The sequence below is a fragment of the Pseudomonas shiyinii genome, from assembly GCF_056725765.1.
This window is the reverse complement of sequence record NZ_CM161522.1, coordinates 4,888,437-4,904,206: the sequence shown is the minus strand read 5'-3', so window position 1 is coordinate 4,904,206 and position 15,770 is coordinate 4,888,437. Positions and strand designations below refer to the sequence as shown.

Sequence of the window (15,770 nt, the reverse complement as noted above, 5' to 3'; positions counted from 1 at the left end):
GCCCAGCGATTGGGGCCCCAAGCGCCACCGATCACTCGCGGCGGTACACGATCTCCTTGGTACCGCCCTCGCAACTGCCGATCACCTTACCGCCTCCGGCGCCCTTGTCGACGATCTCCAGCACATAGCCGGTTACGCCCTTGGCCTGGAGCTTGGCATCGATCTCGGCCTTGAGCTCCTCGCACAGCTTGCCCGCCGCCTGCGCGCTGCCCGCCAGCGCCATCAGGCCCATCGCCCACAGCAGTTTCTTCATCGATCGCTTTCCTTGTTCAGATCAAAAAAGTACAGGGCGCCAATCCAGGACTGGCACCCACAAACCTTTACCCCATCTCGCCGGGCCAGGCCAGCCCGGCCTTGTTTCAACTGTTGGCGATACGGAAGCCGACCTTCAGCGTGACCTGGAAGTGCGCCGCCTTGTTGTCGCGGATATGCCCACGGGTATCGACCACCTCGAACCATTCCAGGTGCTTGATGCTCTTGCCGGCTTCGGCCAGGGCATTGTTGATCGCGTCCTCGATGCTGGTGGGCGAGGAACCGACCAGCTCGATCTTCTTGTAGGTGTGGTGATCGGACATGAGCGCTCTCCTTGGTTGGCGTGTGAGATTGAGCCTAGCAGCGCAGGCCCGGTTTACCTGCGAACCATCGCCATGCAGGAAAGTTCGATCGCACTTTCGCTTCGCTGCACAGTCGCACCCCTTACAGCCCAACCACCGCGAAGGAGAGTCATCATGGCCTATAACTCGCTGCGTAAAGCGTCGCTGGAAAGCATGGAAGCGGAGATCGAAAGCCTGCTCAAGACCCTCGAACACCTCAAGCACGATGCCTCGGAAGAGTCGCAGAAATCCATGAAGGCGATTCGCAGCAACGCCGAGAATGCGCTCAAGCATTCGCGCACGCTGCTCGGCGATGCCTATGAGGAAGTGAAGACCCGCACCCGCCAGACCGGCATCGCCACCCGCGACTATGCCCAGGAACACCCCTGGACCACCGCCGGCGTCGCCATCGGCGCCCTTGGCCTGCTGGCCGCCTGGTTGATGTGCAAGCGCAACTAGTGTCCAGTCTCGGAAATAAGCTGTTCACTTTTGGCGGCGTCCTGGGCACCACCAAAAGAGAATGTATTTCCGAGACAGGACACTAGACCGTTTGTCGTTCCAGCTCGTTGCGCAGCCACTGCGCCAACTGCTCGGCGCGCCCGTCCGCGGCGCGTCTGGGCACCCATAGGGCCAATGCCGCGCGCGTCGGCGAGAAGCCCCAGGGTGCGCTCAGGCGCCCGGCCCGCAGGTCGTCCGCCACCAGCGGCTGCGGGGCGATGGCCACGCCCAGGCCAGCCACCGCCGCCTCCAACAAGTAATACAAGTGCTCGAACGCCTGGCCGAAGGCCAACGCCGCCGGGTCGAGCCCCTGTTGCGCAGCCCAGGTGGGCCAGGCCTGTGGGCGCGAGGTGGTATGCAGCAAGGCCTCGTCGAGCAGGGCCTTGGCCGGCGCCTCGCGCAGCCGTTCGAACCCTGGAAAGTGCGGGCTCAACACCGGGCCGATACGTTCTTCGACCAGCACATGCACCTGCATGTCCGCAGGCCACGGCGGCTCGGCATACACCAGCAATGCATCCAGCCCCGGACGGCGCGGGTCCAAGTCGCCTTCGCCTGCCGACAGGTGCAGGCGCAGCTCCGGCAAGTCCGCCTTCAATCGCCCGAGCCGAGGGATGAACCAGCGCGCCAGCAGGCTGCCGGAACACCCCAGGACGAAGGGCGCCTCGCTGACATCGCGACTGAGCTCGGCGCACACGCTGCGCAGGCGATCGAACGCATCGGTGCTGGCCTCACGCAGGCGCACACCGGCATCTGTGAGTTTGATGCCGCGCCCGTCTTTGACGAACAGCGCCACGCCAAGGTGCTCTTCGAGCACCTTCAACTGCCGGCTCACGGCCCCGTGAGTCACGTGCAGAAGTTCAGCCGCCTGGCTGACACTGTTGAGCCGGGCAGTGGCCTCGAAGGCACGCAGAGCGTTGAGGGGCGGAAGATCCTGGCGCATGACGTGTGAGTTTTTCTGACGAGTTGTCGCAATCTTATCGGTTTTCAGCCGGCCTTGTCGTGGTTAGAGTAAAGCCCATCGACCATAGATCACGCCTTGGAGCGCCCCATGACCCAGACCCAATACCGCGCCGGCCCTGATGCCAACGGCCTGTTCGGCTCGTTCGGCGGCCGCTACGTGGCCGAAACCCTGATGCCGCTGGTCCTGGACCTGGCCCGTGAATACGAGGCCGCCAAGGCCGACCCGAAATTCCTCGAAGAGCTGGCCTACTTCCAACGCGACTACATCGGCCGCCCCAACCCGCTGTACTTCGCTGAACGCCTGACCGAACACTGCGGCGGCGCCAAGATCTTCTTCAAGCGTGAAGAGCTCAACCATACCGGCGCGCACAAGGTGAACAACTGCATCGGCCAGGTGCTGCTGGCCAAGCGCATGGGCAAGAAGCGCCTGATCGCCGAAACCGGCGCCGGCATGCACGGCGTGGCCACCGCCACCGTCGCGGCGCGCTTCGGCCTGCCCTGCGTGATCTACATGGGCGCCACCGACATCGAGCGCCAGCAGGCCAACGTGTTCCGCATGAAGCTGCTGGGCGCCGAGATCGTCCCGGTCACCGCCGGCACCGGCACCCTCAAGGACGCCATGAACGAGGCCCTGCGCGACTGGGTCACCAACGTCGAAGACACCTTCTACCTGATCGGCACCGTGGCCGGCCCGCACCCTTATCCGGCGATGGTCCGCGACTTCCAGTCGATCATCGGCAAGGAAACCCGCGCCCAGCTGCAGGAAAAGGAAGGCCGCCTGCCGGACAGCCTGATTGCCTGCGTCGGCGGTGGCTCCAATGCCATGGGCCTGTTCCACGACTTCCTCGATGACCAGAGCGTCAAGATCATCGGCGTCGAGGCCGGTGGCCACGGCGTGCACACCGACAAGCACGCCGCCAGCCTCAACGGTGGCGTGCCGGGCGTACTGCACGGCAACCGCACCTACCTGCTGCAGGACGAGGACGGCCAGATCACCGACGCCCACTCGATCTCGGCAGGCCTGGACTACCCGGGCATCGGCCCGGAGCACGCCTACCTGCACGAAGTGAAGCGCGTCGAGTACGTCAGCATCACCGACGACGAAGCCCTCGAAGCGTTCCACACCAGCTGCCGTCTGGAAGGCATCATCCCGGCACTGGAGAGTTCCCATGCCCTGGCCGAGGCGATCAAGCGCGCACCGAACCTGCCCAAGGACCACCTGATGGTCGTGTGCCTGTCCGGCCGTGGCGACAAGGACATGCAAACCGTGATGAACCATATGGCTGCCCAGGAGAAACAGGCATGAGCCGTCTTGAACAACGTTTCGCCGAACTGAAGGCCGAAGGCCGCTCGGCACTGGTCACCTTCATCACCGCGGGCGACCCGGGCTATGACGCCTCGTTGCAGATCCTCAAAGGCTTGCCGGCAGCCGGTGCCGACGTCATCGAGCTGGGCATGCCATTCACCGACCCGATGGCCGATGGCGTGGCCATCCAGCTGGCGACCCTGCGTGCCCTGGACGCTGGCCAGACGTTGGCCAAGACCCTGCAGATGGTTCGCGAATTCCGTGTAGATAACCAGACCACGCCGATCGTACTGATGGGCTACTACAACCCGATCCACCGCTTCGGCGTGGAGCCGTTCGTGGCACAAGCCAAGGAAGCAGGCGTCGATGGCCTGATCATCGTCGACCTGCCGCCGGAGCATGACGCCGAGCTGGCCACCCCGGCCCAGGCCGCCGGCATCGACTTCATCCGCCTGACCACCCCGACCACCGACGACGCCCGCCTGCCGCGCGTGCTCGAGCGTAGCTCCGGCTTCGTCTACTACGTCTCGGTGGCGGGTGTGACCGGCGCCGGCTCCGCCACCACCGAGCACGTCCAGCAGGCCATCGCCCGCCTGCGTCGCCACACCGACCTGCCGATCAGCGTGGGCTTCGGCATTCGCACGCCTGAACAGGCAGCAGCCATCGCCAAGCTCTCCGATGGCGTGGTGGTGGGCTCGGCGCTGGTGGACAAGATCGCCCAGGCCAAGGATGCCGGGCAGGCCGTGAGCGATGTGCTGAGCCTGTGCTCGGCGCTGGCCGAAGGTGTGCGTTCGGCGCGCAGCTGATTGCGAGGGCTACGCCCTCGATCGCGGCACAAGGCCGCTCCTACAGGCGATCACCGCTTCCTGTAGGAACGGCCTTGCGCCGCGAAAGGGCCGCAAAGCGGCCCCACTATCCTCCAAAGATCGACAGGTCCAAAGGCCGCACGGCCCCCATCCAGATCGCGTGGTCCCGGTGATCCGCCAGCTCATCCCCCGTCAGCGGATGCAGGAACACCACCAACCCCTTGCGGTACAGCGCCAGCCACGGCAACAACACCCCCACCACTTCCGGCCCGAAGGCCAGCTGGCAGCTCCAATCCGGGTGCGGCCCGACCGGCTTCTGGTGCATGCGCCCCATGGTCACGGGAAACAACCGGGCCGCTTCCTCGCACAACTGCCGGGCCTGCGCCATGGTCGATGCGTCGTAGTACACGTGGGCATGGTAGCCCTTGATCCTTTGCACGATTACTCCTGAAAGGGGTCAAACGATCACTTGCCAGCAGAGGGAGTGATCTGGTGAAAAATGCCGAAACCCCAGTGTTCAAACTGGTCCTGTTCGGGATCGAAAGCAGCCTGGGCAGTGCCTTGGCTGTGGAGTTGCTGTCGCGCCAGCACGAAGTCACGGCCGTGGTCGACGATCTCAACCGCCATGCCCCACGCCCGGGCCTGCATTTCAAGATAGGTGGGCTGGGCAATACCTACCAGGCCGAGCAGAGCACGGCCGGCGGTTCGGCGGTGATCGCCCTGCTGTCGGCGCTGGCCCCTGGCGACCTGCCGGCCCAGCGGCAGATGACCGAGGCCCTGGTGGCCGGCCTGCAGCGCACGACTATACGCCGGCTGATGCTGGTGGGCGATTTCAATGTACTGGATGAGCCGGCCAGGCACAGCGATGAAGCGCGTGAATGCATGGACCACATCGTCGACCTACTGCAACGCAGTCCACTGCGCTGGACACTGGTGAATGCACCCGACGAGGTGCCAGGGCTGGGCATCGAGCACTTTCGCAACCTCGACGGAACGCTGGAGCCCGGGCTGGCCGGGCCTTTGCAACGATTGGCGCGGGTCGCGGCGGGGATGGTGGATGCGTTGGAGCTGAACCTGCACCAGGGGGAACACCTTAACTTCGTGCCTTGATCTCATCGCCGGCAAGCCGGCTCCCACAACAAGGCGATACACATGACACGTGGAGGCAGCTGTCTTGAGTTGCTTGCCCCGACCACAGGTATGGCGGTGTCTCTGAAAACAGCGCAGTACCGGTAGGAGCCGGCTTGCCGGCGATGGGCTACACAGCAGCCCAGTCACGCTCCCCGCTCAGCCTCCAGCCAATCCACGAACCGCTGGATCAACGCCCCGCGCCGCTTGCGTGGCGGCAACACCACGTAATACCCGCGCTCAGAGCGCAGGCTGCCTTCCAGCGGTCGACACAGCAATCCCTGGTCCACCAATCCATCCACCAGGTGCCGCCAGCCGATCGCCACCCCTTGCCCGGCAATCGCCGCCTGGATCAACAAGGTGTAGTTGTCGAACCGCAACTGCCCAGGCGGAGGCGGGCTGGTCACCCCGAGGCCACGGAATACCCCCGCCCAATCGAACCAGCGGCTGGCCTGCTCACCGCGCAGATGGAGCAGGGGCAATCGTTGCAAAGCCACGGCTGACGTGGGTTTGCCATGAATCAGCTTGGGGCTGCAGACCGGAAAAACTTCTTCATCGAACAACCATCTGCTCTCGCCCTGGTGGAAGCGCCCATCGCCAAACAGCACCGCCACGTCGATATCCGGTCGTAGCATGGCCTGGCTACGCTCGCCGGTCACCAGGCTCACGTCCACCTGGGGGTAGGCCTGGTGGAACCGAGGCAAGCGCGGCATCAGCCAGAAGGCAGCGAAGGCAAAGTCGGTGGCCACCTGCAATACCTCGCGCTGGGCACGCCCACTGGCCTGCCCGATGCCCTCGTCCATGGTTTGTAAGCCTTGATGGACCTGTTCGAACAGCAACTGGCCGGCGTCGGTCAGCTCGATACCCCGGTAGATCCGGTCGAACAGGCGCGTGCCCAACTGCGTCTCCAGGCGCTTGACCTGCTGACTCACCGCCGGCTGGGTGGTGCCCAGCTCCAGCGCGGCCGCGGTGAAGCTGCGCTGGCGCGCTGCGGCCTCGAAGACACGCAGCGTGTCCAGAGACAGGTCGGCAAGGTGTTCAAACATAAGCGCGGCTAATCCCACTCATTGCCCGCCATGGGCTTTACCCATGTTATCCACAGTCGCATCCTGATTCGCAAGCGGTTCCCATAACCTTCAACGATGGAACGCAACCATGAAGCGACCCAACATCCTGTTCATCATGGCCGACCAAATGGCCGCGCCCTTGCTGCCGATCTACCACCCATCACCGATCAGGATGCCGCACCTGAGCCGCCTGGCCGAACAGGCAGTGGTATTCGATGCCGCCTACTGCAACAGCCCGCTGTGCGCACCGTCGCGCTTCACCCTGGTCAGCGGTCAGTTGCCCAGCCGCATCGGCGCCTACGACAACGCGGCGGACTTCCCAGCCGATGTGCCGACCTATGCCCATTACCTGCGCCGCCTGGGCTATCGCACCGCGCTGTCGGGCAAGATGCACTTCTGCGGCCCCGACCAGTTGCATGGCTATGAAGAGCGGCTGACCAGCGACATCTACCCGGCCGACTACGGCTGGGCGGTGAACTGGGACGCGCCCGACCAGCGCCCCAGCTGGTACCACAACATGTCGTCGGTGCTGCAGGCAGGCCCGTGCGTGCGTACCAACCAGCTGGATTTCGACGAGGAGGTGGTGTTCAAGGCCCGCCAGTACCTCTACGACCATGTGCGCGAAGGCGATGGCCGGCCATTCTGCCTGACCGTGTCCATGACCCACCCCCACGACCCCTACACCATTCCCAAGCCCTACTGGGACCTCTACGAGGGCGTGGATATTCCCCTGCCGGGCGAGGTCCTGGCCCAGGAGGAACAGGACCCTCACTCGCAACGCCTGCTCAAGGTCTACGACCTATGGGACAAGCCGCTGCCCGCGCACAAGATCCGCGACGCTCGCCGTGCCTACTTCGGCGCCTGCAGCTATATCGACGACAACATCGGCAAGCTGCTGCAGACCCTCGATGAATGCGACCTGGCCGACGACACCCTGATCGTCTTCTCGGGCGACCATGGCGACATGCTTGGCGAGCGCGGGCTCTGGTACAAGATGCACTGGTTCGAGATGTCGGCCCGGGTGCCGCTGCTGGTCCACGCGCCCAAGCGCTTCGCCCCGGCACGGGTGAGCGCGGCCGTGTCCACCTGCGACCTGCTGCCGACCCTGGTGGAACTGGCCGGCGGCGAAGTGGAAAAAGACCTGCACCTCGATGGCCGTTCGCTGCTCGGCCACCTGCAGGGGCAGGGCGGGCACGACGAGGTGATCGGCGAGTACATGGCCGAAGGCACGGTCGGCCCGTTGATGATGATCCGCCGTGGCCCCTACAAGTTTGTGTACAGCGAAGACGACCCCTGTTTACTCTATGACCTGAGCCGCGACCCGCATGAGCGGGAGAACCTCACCGGCAGCCCGGACCACCAGGCGCTGCTGCAGGCATTTGTCGATCAAGCCCGCCAACGCTGGGACATTCCCGCCCTGCGCGAGCAAGTGCTGGCCAGCCAACGGCGCCGTCGCCTGGTGGCCGAGGCACTGGCCATCGGCAAGCTGAAGAGCTGGGACCACCAACCATGGGTGGATGCCAGCCAACAGTACATGCGCAACCACATCGATCTCGACGACCTCGAGCGCAAGGCACGTTATCCACAGCCCGCACCCCTGGATTGAGTAGAGAGGCCGCCATGAAGAAGTTCTCCACAACCGTGATCGCCCTGGCCTTGGGCCTGACCGCCATCACGGCCCACGCCGACAGCGATGCCCAATGCACCACCGTGAAGATGGCCGACCCTGGCTGGAGCGACATCGCCACTACCAACGCCATCGCCCGTCTGCTCCTGGAGAGCCTCGGCTATCGGGTGAAGATCGACAACCTGGCCGTGCCGATCATCTATGGTGGCCTCAAGGACGGTCGGGTTGACGTCTTCCTCGGCAACTGGATGCCCGCCCAGCAAGGCTTCCATGACAAGTTCGTCGCCAGCGGCGATGTCCAGCGCCTGGCCCGCAACCTGCAGGGCACCGAGTTCACCCTGGCAGTGCCGGACTACGTCTGGAACGCCGGTGTAAAGGATTTCGCCGATCTGCAGAAACATGCCGACCAGTTCGACCAGAAACTCTATGGCATCGGCTCAGGCGCGCCGGCCAACCTGTCACTCAAAGAGATCATCGACAAAAATGAGTTCGGCCTGGGTGACTGGAAGCTGGTGGAGTCCAGCGAACAAGCGATGCTCACCCAGGTGCAGCGGGCCACACAGAAACAACAGTTCATCACCTTCCTCGGTTGGACCCCGCATCCGATGAACGTGAAGCTGAAAATGCATTACCTGACCGGCGGGGAGAAGTGGTTCGGCAGCAAAGGTGACGTATATACCCTGGTGCGCAACGGTTACCCACAGACCTGCCCGAATGCAGCGAAGTTGCTGGGCAACCTGAGCTTCAGCCTGGACATGGAAAACAGCATCATGGCCGAGGTGGTGGATAGAAAGGTCAGCTTCGACGAAGCGGCCAAGGCCTGGGTGAAGGCACATCCGCACGTGCTGGAGGGTTGGTTGGCTGGGGTCACGACCAAGGCGGGAGGAGACGCTTCCCAAGCTGTGAAGGCCAAACTTTGAGGTTCGTCTGTTAGGCTGAGGGGCCGCTTTGCGGCCCTTTCGCGGCGCAAGGCCGCTCAGAAACGTACGATCCCCTGTAGGAGCGGCCTTGTGCCGCGAAACGAGGGCACGGCCCTCGCCTGTGATCTCGAATGTCGACCGGACACCAGGAACCACGCATGCCTCGCATCCTCCACCTGCTGCCCTTCCTCTCCTGGCTCCCCCACCAATCGGGCCGTAGCCTGCGCCAGGACCTGCTGGTCGGCCTGAGCGGCGCGATCCTCGCCTTGCCACAATCGATCGCCTACGCCCTGATCGCCGGCCTGCCGGCCGAGTACGGCCTGTACGCCGCCATCGTCCCGGTACTGGTGGCATGCCTGTGGGGTTCCTCCTGGCACCTGATCTGTGGCCCGACCGCCGCCATCTCCATCGTGCTCTATGCCAGCGTCAGCCCGCTGGCCCTGGCCGGCAGCGACGACTACATCACCCTGGTCCTGCTACTGACCTTCCTCGGTGGGGGGTTCCAGTTGCTGCTGGGCCTGCTGCGCTTCGGCGCACTGGTCAATTTCGTCTCCCACTCGGTGGTACTCGGCTTCACGCTGGGCGCTGCGGTAGTTATTGCCCTGGGCCAATTGCCGAACCTGCTGGGCATGGACCTGCCGAGCCAGGCCACGGCGCTGCGCGCGCTGCAGGACCTACTCGCGCACGCCGGCGAGGTCGACTTGCCGTCACTGGCCCTAGGCCTGGCCACATTGCTGGGCGGGATCGCGCTCAAGCTCTGGCGCCCGCGCTGGCCCAGCCTGTTGATCAGCCTGGTGCTGGTGAGCCTGGTCGCCTGGCTGCTGCCCGGCATCTTCGGCCATGTACAGCGGGTACCGGCGTTCATCGGCCAGCTGCCGCCGCTGAGCCCCTTGCCGCTGCTGGACCTCGAATTGATCCTGCGCCTGCTGCCCAGTGCCGTGGCGGTGGGCATGCTGGGGCTGGTCACCAGCCTGTCGATCGCCCGTTCGTTGTCGGCACGCTCCGAACAACTGATCGACGCCGACCAGGAAATCCGCGCCCAGGGCCTGTCGAACATGGTTGGGGCGTTTTTCTCCGGCTACCTGTCCTCAGGCTCCTTCACCCGCTCGGGGCTGAGCTATGACGCCGGCGCCCGCTCACCACTGGCTGGGGTGTTCTCGGCGCTGTGGGTGGCACTGTTCGCCGTGGCCGGGGCCGGGCTGATCGCCCATCTGCCCATCCCGGCCATGGCCGGCAGCATCCTGCTGATCTGCTGGGGGCTGGTGGACCATCGGGCCATCCGCTCGCTGTTCAGGGTCAGCCGTTCGGAATTCCTGGTCATGGCGCTGACCGCCGCCGCCACGCTGCTGTTGGAGTTGCAGACAGCAATCTACGCCGGCGTGCTGGCCTCGCTGTTCTTCTACCTGAAACGCACCTCGCGGCCGCGGGTGCAACAGAGCCGGGAAGGGGAGACGGATGTACTGAAGGTGGGTGGCTCGATCTTCTTCGGCGCCGCGCATTACCTGCAGGTGCGCCTGCAACGCTGCCAGGGGCCGAATGTGGTCGTCGATGCGCGGCAAATCAACTTCATCGACTATTCCGGGGTGGACATGCTGCACCGGGAGGCGCGACGGCTGAAGCGCAATGGGGGAAGCCTGACCCTGCATCGGGCCCGGCCGCAGGTGATCGAAGAGCTGCAGAAACTGGAAGGGGCAGCCTTGTGTCCGATCCGGTTCGAGGAGTGAATCCATCATGGGGCAAACCCACTCTCACCAGTAAAAAAGCGGGGCTCCTTGTGGGAGCGGGCTTGTCCCGCGATTGGGCCGCAAGGCGGCCCCCAGTTATCGCCCTCAGCCCCGTGCCAACTGCCGACGCAGCTCATCCAATACCGGCCCGGTATCAGGCCGTACCCCACGCCAGATGAAGAACGCCTCGGCTGCCTGTTCGGCCAGCATGCCCAACCCATCCAGCACCTTGGCCGCACCCAGCTTGCTCGCCCACTGGCAGAACGGTGTCGGCTCTTTGCCATACATCATGTCGTAGCACACGGTGCGCCCGGCCTCGACCAGGCTCTCGGCAATCGGCGGCAATTCGCCGGCCAGGCTCGCCGACGTGGCGTTGATGATCACATCCACCGGCTCCTGCAACCAGGCAAAGCCACTGGCGACCACCGGCCCCAGTTCATCGAATTCACGCGCCAGCTGTTCGGCCTTCTCCACGGTGCGATTGGCGATCACCAGCGATTGCGGCTTGTGCGCCAGGATCGGCTCCAACACGCCTCGCACAGCACCACCGGCGCCAAGGATGAGGACACGCTTGCCAGCCAGCTCGACCCCGGCGTTGACCGTCAAGTCGCGCACCAGCCCAGCGCCGTCGGTGTTGTCACCCTGCAGAGTACCGTCGGCGAGCTTGGTCAGGGTGTTGACCGCGCCGGCACGCCGAGCCCGTGGCGTCAGGCTGTCGCACAGGCGGTAGGCCTCTTCCTTGAACGGCACGGTCACGTTGGCACCGCTGCCTTGCTTGAAGAACCCACGGGCGCAATCGCTGAAATCATCCAGCGGCGCCAGCAGGGTGCTGTACTCCAAGGCCTGACCGGTCTGGTCGGCGAATAGGCGGTGGATCAATGGCGACTTGCTGTGGCCGATGGGGTTGCCGAATACGACGTACTGGTCCATGGGGGTTCCTCGGGGTGGCACAGGGCTTACTGGCCGAGCCAGTCGCGGTCTTGCAGGAAATACTCGGTCAGGCGCGCTTCCTCGCTGCCCGGCTCGGGCTTCCAATCGTAGCCCCACCGCACCTGCGGTGGCAGCGACATGAGGATCGACTCGGTGCGGCCGCCCGATTGCAGGCCGAACAGGGTGCCACGGTCGTAGACCAGGTTGAACTCCACGTAGCGCCCGCGGCGGAACTCCTGGAATTCACGCTGCTGGGCAGTGTACGGCGTGTCCTTGCGGCGCTGGACGATGGGCAGGTAGGCGTCGATGTAGGCATCGCCGATGGCACGGATGAAGGCGAAGCAGGTGTCGAAGTCCCACTCGTTCAGGTCGTCGAAGAACAGCCCGCCGATGCCACGAGGTTCGCCACGGTGCTTGAGGTGGAAGTAGCGGTCGCACCAGGCCTTGTAGCGTGGGTAGACGTCGGCACCGAACGGCGCACAAGCCTGCTCGGCGACACGGTGCCAATGGATGCAATCTTCTTCGTTGCCGTAGTAAGGGGTCAGGTCGAAGCCGCCACCGAACCACCAGACCGGTTCCTCGCCTTCCTTCTCGGCGATGAAGAAACGCACGTTGGCATGGGAGGTCGGCACGTGCGGGTTGTGCGGGTGGATCACCAGCGACACGCCCAGGGCCTCGAAGCCACGGCCCGCCAGCTCCGGGCGGTGGGCACTGGCAGACGGCGGCAGGCCGGCACCGAATACGTGGGAGAAGTTGACGCCGCCTTTCTCGATCACCTTGCCTTCACCGATGACCCGTGTACGGCCACCGCCACCGGCTTCGCGCACCCAGGCGTCCTCGACGAAGCGGGCGCCGCCGTCTTCCGTTTCGAGGGCGGAGCAGATGCGGTCTTGCAGGTCGAGCAGGTAGGCTTTCACGGCCTCGGTGCGGCTGGTCATCGGGTCACCTGGAAGGAACGGAGGAAAATTCGCCGGCTAGCATACCACCGGCAGCCGCCAGGCCGCAGTTGACGGCGATCAAGCAAAGGCGTCCGATAGAAGGCCTTTTCCGATCCCGACGACAACGGAGTGTGAGATGGCCAAGCGTATCCAGTTCAGCCAGCACGGCGGCCCGGAAGTCCTGCAACTGGTCGAGTACGACCCGGCCCCGCCCGGCCCAGGGCAAGTACGCGTGCGCAACCACGCGATCGGCCTGAACTTCATCGACACCTACTACCGCAGCGGGCTGTATCCGCCACCCTCGCTGCCCTCGGGCCTGGGAACCGAAGGCGCCGGCGTGGTCGAGGCGGTCGGGGAAGGCGTCGCCCGGCTCAAGGTCGGGGACCGCGTAGCCTATGCCGGCGGCCCACTGGGCGCCTACAGCGACGTGCATACCCTGCCCGAGGCCAACCTGGTCAAGCTGCCGGAGGCGATCAGCTTCGAACAGGCCGCTGCGGTGATGCTCAAGGGCCTGACCACCCAGTACCTACTCAAGCAGACCTATGCCGTGCAACCCGGTGATTTCATCCTGTTCCATGCCGCGGCAGGTGGCGTCGGCTCCCTGGCTTGCCAATGGGCCAAGGCCCTCGGCGCCAGGCTGATCGGTACCGTGAGCTCGGCCGAAAAGGCCCAGCGAGCCAAGGCACTGGGCGCCTGGGCGACCATCGATTACAGCCACGAAGACGTGGCCAAGCGCGTGTTGGAGCTGACCGACGGTCAGAAATGCGCGGTGGTCTATGACGGCGTGGGCGCCGACACCTGGCTGACCTCGCTGGATTGCCTGCGCCCACGGGGGCTGATGGTGAGCTTCGGCAATGCGTCGGGTGCAGTGACCGGGGTGAACCTGGGCATTCTTTCGCAGAAGGGTTCGCTGTACGTCACCCGGCCTACGCTGGGGACGTATGCCAACAATGCCGAAAACACCCAGGCCATGGCCGACGATCTGTTCAGCATGATCGCCAGCGGCAAGCTGGTTGTGGATATCCAGCAGCGTTATCCGCTGGGCGAAGCGGCCAAGGCCCAGGCGGAGCTGTCAGCGCGGCGCACCGTGGGCTCGACGATTCTACTGCCCTGAACCCCGGGGGCCGCTGCGCGGCCCATCGCGGGACAAGCCCACTCCCACAGGGATCGCGCCAATCCTGCGGATTGCACAGCACCTGTGGGAGACTCTATGGTGCTGGACAAGCTCAAATTGCCTTCGGTTGGTTACTTCTCAGCCGTGCAAATACGGCCCAGGCTCCGCTTTTTCGTGGGAGCTGGCGGAGCCTGCGATGGGCCGCAAAGCGGCCCCGTAGGTCTGGATGGGCTCCAGCGTTTGAGGGCTTGGGGCTGCGTTGCAGCCCATCGCAGGCTGTCGCCAGCTCCCACCGAGATTGCGCCGCTTTCAAGACTTGCGAAAACACTATGGGTGCTTGTCCCGCAATTGCGTCAGTTCAGCTAACGGATCTCTTCATCGCAGGCACAGACTCGATGCCATCCAGCATCGCCTCTACTGCAGGCTCGACCAGTACATGCCTCGACCTGGTTCGCGGCCTGCCTCGTCAACCTGGCCGAACCACTTCTCCGGTGATCAGGTTGCGAATCACACTCGGGTTCTTCCGCCCGCCCAATGCCCCACCGAGCACCAGGTCCAGCTCGCCATGGAAATATTGCTCCACCCGCAACCGGCTCTTGGCCGCCGGGCGCCCCCCGGGGTTGGCAGAGGTGGAGATCAGCGGCCCGACCAGCGCGCACAGCTCGCGTACCAATGGATGGTCACTGACGCGCAAGGCCACGGTATCGTGCTGGCCCGTCACCCACTCAGGCAACAAGTCCTGGTGCGGCACCAGCCAGGTGTTCGGGCCAGGCCAGGTGCTGCCCATGCGGTCGATCCAGTCCTCGGGGAAGTCCTCGAACAGGAAGTCGAACTGGCGGATGTTGTCGGCAATCAGGATCAACCCTTTATCCACAGGCCGCGACTTGAGCGCCAGCAGGCGATACACCGCGTCCTCGTTCCAAGGGTCGCAGCCCAGGCCCCAGACCGCTTCCGTCGGGTAGGCAATGACTGCACCCGCCCGAATTTCACGCGCGGCTTGTTGCACACGCCAACTGCTCACCATTTTATCTCTCCGCATTAACGCCTGCTGCGCAGTGTACTTAGCTGCACCTGGCAAACCAACGCCCGGCTTCGTTGCTGACCCGCCCTTCGAGTTCAAGTTGCGTAAGACTGGCCAGCACCTGGGCCAGTGACAGGCCGCTGCTGCTGGCCAGGCCTTCGCTGGTCTGGGGTGCGGCATGGAGCAAGGCGAGCAGGGGATGGACAGGGTTTTCCACAGGTGCCGGTGGCAGATTCTGCCAGCCGCGCAGGCTTTCGAGGATCTGCTCGAGGCTTTCCACCAGCAAGGCACCCTCGCGGATCAACTGGTGGCAGCCTTTGGCGCCTGGGTGATGGATCGACCCCGGTACCGCATACACCTCGCGACCTTGCTCGGCCGCCAGCCGGGCGGTGATCAACGAACCGCTGGCCAGGCTCGCTTCCACCACCAGCACGCCCAGCGACATGCCGCTGATGATCCGGTTGCGCCGGGGGAAGTTCGCAGGTTGTGGTGCAGCGTCCAGGGGAAACTCGGAAACCACCGCGCTACCTCGGTCGATCATGGCCTTCGCCAACTCCCGGTGACGCTGTGGATAAAGTTTCTGCAGGCCCGTGCCGAGCACGCCAATGGTGTGCCCACCAGCCTCCAGCGCCGCCCGATGAGCGGCACCGTCTATACCCAGCGCGAGCCCGCTGGTGATGGTGAAACCGGCTTGGGCCAGGCAACGGGAGAAGGCCCTGGCCGTGTCCAGCGCCGGCGGTGAAGCACGTCTACTGCCCACCACGGCGAGCTGGGGACGCTCCAGCACGGCAGGGTCTCCGGCCACGAAAAGCAGCGGCGGGGCATCGTCCGTTTCGCCAAGCAAGGCGGGGTATCCAGGTGCGTCCCACATCAGCAAATGCTGGCCCGGCCGCTCTAGCCAGGCGATTGCGGCGCTGGCGCCATCGCGCACCTCGGGGCTGCGCCGGGCCTCGGCACACCTGGCGGGCAGCCCCAGCGCGCGCCAGGCACTGGCCGGTGCGCTCAAGGCTGAAGACGCACTGCCGAAGGCTTCGATCAAGGTCTGGAATCGTCGGGGGCCGATGTCGGGAAGCCGATGCAGGCGCAGACGCGCTTCCAGTTCGGCAGGGGAGCAAGGGGCTTGGAACAGGTCGCACAT

The 15,770-nt window shown here is 64.8% G+C and carries 17 protein-coding genes; 8 read left to right on the top strand and 9 right to left on the bottom strand.

Going from position 1 to position 15,770, the window contains the following annotated elements; translation table 11 throughout:
* Positions 1 to 31: 31 nt before the first annotated feature.
* Positions 32 to 253 carry a DUF1161 domain-containing protein gene (locus ACXHGZ_RS22220; RefSeq protein WP_480461598.1) on the bottom strand — a complete coding sequence of 74 codons (222 nt, stop codon included), beginning with the start codon at positions 251 to 253 and terminating at the stop codon, positions 32 to 34.
* A 106-nt stretch (positions 254 to 359) separates the two neighbouring features.
* Positions 360 to 575: a dodecin gene (locus ACXHGZ_RS22215; RefSeq protein ID WP_042121737.1), complete on the bottom strand. Its 216-nt coding sequence runs from the start codon at positions 573 to 575 to the stop codon at positions 360 to 362.
* A gap of 153 nt (positions 576 to 728) precedes the next feature.
* Between ACXHGZ_RS22215 and ACXHGZ_RS22210 the strand changes: the two genes are divergently transcribed.
* Complete coding sequence (locus tag ACXHGZ_RS22210) at positions 729 to 1,052, top strand: ElaB/YgaM/YqjD family protein (RefSeq protein ID WP_084855216.1); 324 nt, start codon at positions 729 to 731, stop codon at positions 1,050 to 1,052.
* Between the two features lie 82 nt (positions 1,053 to 1,134).
* Here ACXHGZ_RS22210 and ACXHGZ_RS22205 read toward each other — a convergent pair whose 3' ends face one another.
* Positions 1,135 to 2,031 (bottom strand): LysR family transcriptional regulator, encoded by an 897-nt coding sequence (locus ACXHGZ_RS22205; protein WP_480461597.1) that lies wholly within the window; start codon positions 2,029 to 2,031, stop codon positions 1,135 to 1,137.
* 108 nt (positions 2,032 to 2,139) lie between these two features.
* Here ACXHGZ_RS22205 and trpB point away from each other — a divergent pair, with 108 nt between their 5' ends.
* Entirely contained in the window at positions 2,140 to 3,357 is a 1,218-nt protein-coding gene (gene trpB / locus ACXHGZ_RS22200; protein WP_196145174.1) for a tryptophan synthase subunit beta, read from the top strand.
* A complete protein-coding gene (gene trpA / locus ACXHGZ_RS22195; protein ID WP_480461595.1) occupies positions 3,354 to 4,163 on the top strand; it encodes a tryptophan synthase subunit alpha in 810 nt (269 codons plus the stop codon). The genes trpB and trpA overlap by 4 nt, the downstream gene beginning before the upstream one ends.
* A gap of 106 nt (positions 4,164 to 4,269) precedes the next feature.
* On the opposite strand, the gene ACXHGZ_RS22190 is transcribed toward trpA, so the two are convergent.
* Entirely contained in the window at positions 4,270 to 4,602 is a 333-nt protein-coding gene (locus ACXHGZ_RS22190) for a DOPA 4,5-dioxygenase family protein (RefSeq protein ID WP_084855220.1), read from the bottom strand.
* Positions 4,603 to 4,655: 53 nt separating this feature from the next.
* Between ACXHGZ_RS22190 and ACXHGZ_RS22185 the strand changes: the two genes are divergently transcribed.
* Positions 4,656 to 5,273 carry an NAD(P)-dependent oxidoreductase gene (locus tag ACXHGZ_RS22185; protein ID WP_480461594.1) on the top strand — a complete coding sequence of 206 codons (618 nt, stop codon included), beginning with the start codon at positions 4,656 to 4,658 and terminating at the stop codon, positions 5,271 to 5,273.
* Between the two features lie 164 nt (positions 5,274 to 5,437).
* Here the strand turns inward: ACXHGZ_RS22185 and ACXHGZ_RS22180 are convergent, their stop codons facing one another.
* Positions 5,438 to 6,337 carry a choline sulfate utilization transcriptional regulator gene (locus tag ACXHGZ_RS22180; RefSeq protein ID WP_480461592.1) on the bottom strand — a complete coding sequence of 300 codons (900 nt, stop codon included), beginning with the start codon at positions 6,335 to 6,337 and terminating at the stop codon, positions 5,438 to 5,440.
* A 109-nt stretch (positions 6,338 to 6,446) separates the two neighbouring features.
* Between ACXHGZ_RS22180 and betC the strand changes: the two genes are divergently transcribed.
* From betC to ACXHGZ_RS22165, 3 genes are all read left to right on the top strand, one after another.
* On the top strand, positions 6,447 to 7,964 hold the full coding sequence (betC, locus tag ACXHGZ_RS22175) for a choline-sulfatase (RefSeq protein WP_480461590.1): 1,518 nt from the start codon (positions 6,447 to 6,449) through the stop codon (positions 7,962 to 7,964).
* 14 nt (positions 7,965 to 7,978) lie between these two features.
* Complete coding sequence (choX, locus tag ACXHGZ_RS22170) at positions 7,979 to 8,905, top strand: choline ABC transporter substrate-binding protein (protein ID WP_480461589.1); 927 nt, start codon at positions 7,979 to 7,981, stop codon at positions 8,903 to 8,905.
* Between the two features lie 158 nt (positions 8,906 to 9,063).
* Positions 9,064 to 10,629: a SulP family inorganic anion transporter gene (locus ACXHGZ_RS22165; RefSeq protein ID WP_480461587.1), complete on the top strand. Its 1,566-nt coding sequence runs from the start codon at positions 9,064 to 9,066 to the stop codon at positions 10,627 to 10,629.
* A gap of 105 nt (positions 10,630 to 10,734) precedes the next feature.
* On the opposite strand, the gene aroE is transcribed toward ACXHGZ_RS22165, so the two are convergent.
* Positions 10,735 to 11,559: a shikimate dehydrogenase gene (gene aroE / locus ACXHGZ_RS22160; protein ID WP_480461586.1), complete on the bottom strand. Its 825-nt coding sequence runs from the start codon at positions 11,557 to 11,559 to the stop codon at positions 10,735 to 10,737.
* 26 nt (positions 11,560 to 11,585) lie between these two features.
* Positions 11,586 to 12,497, bottom strand: a complete 912-nt coding sequence (gene hemF / locus ACXHGZ_RS22155; protein WP_324817671.1) for an oxygen-dependent coproporphyrinogen oxidase — start codon at positions 12,495 to 12,497, stop codon at positions 11,586 to 11,588.
* A 136-nt stretch (positions 12,498 to 12,633) separates the two neighbouring features.
* On the opposite strand from hemF, the gene ACXHGZ_RS22150 reads away from it, so the two are divergent.
* On the top strand, positions 12,634 to 13,611 hold the full coding sequence (locus ACXHGZ_RS22150) for an NADPH:quinone reductase (RefSeq protein ID WP_480461584.1): 978 nt from the start codon (positions 12,634 to 12,636) through the stop codon (positions 13,609 to 13,611).
* Between the two features lie 466 nt (positions 13,612 to 14,077).
* On the opposite strand, the gene tsaC is transcribed toward ACXHGZ_RS22150, so the two are convergent.
* The gene (tsaC, locus tag ACXHGZ_RS22145) at positions 14,078 to 14,635 is read right to left on the bottom strand and encodes an L-threonylcarbamoyladenylate synthase type 1 TsaC (protein ID WP_084855230.1); all 558 of its coding nucleotides are present in this window, start codon (positions 14,633 to 14,635) and stop codon (positions 14,078 to 14,080) included.
* 37 nt (positions 14,636 to 14,672) lie between these two features.
* Positions 14,673 to 15,770, bottom strand: coding sequence for a DNA-processing protein DprA (gene dprA / locus ACXHGZ_RS22140; protein WP_480461583.1), 1,098 nt, complete (start codon positions 15,768 to 15,770; stop codon positions 14,673 to 14,675).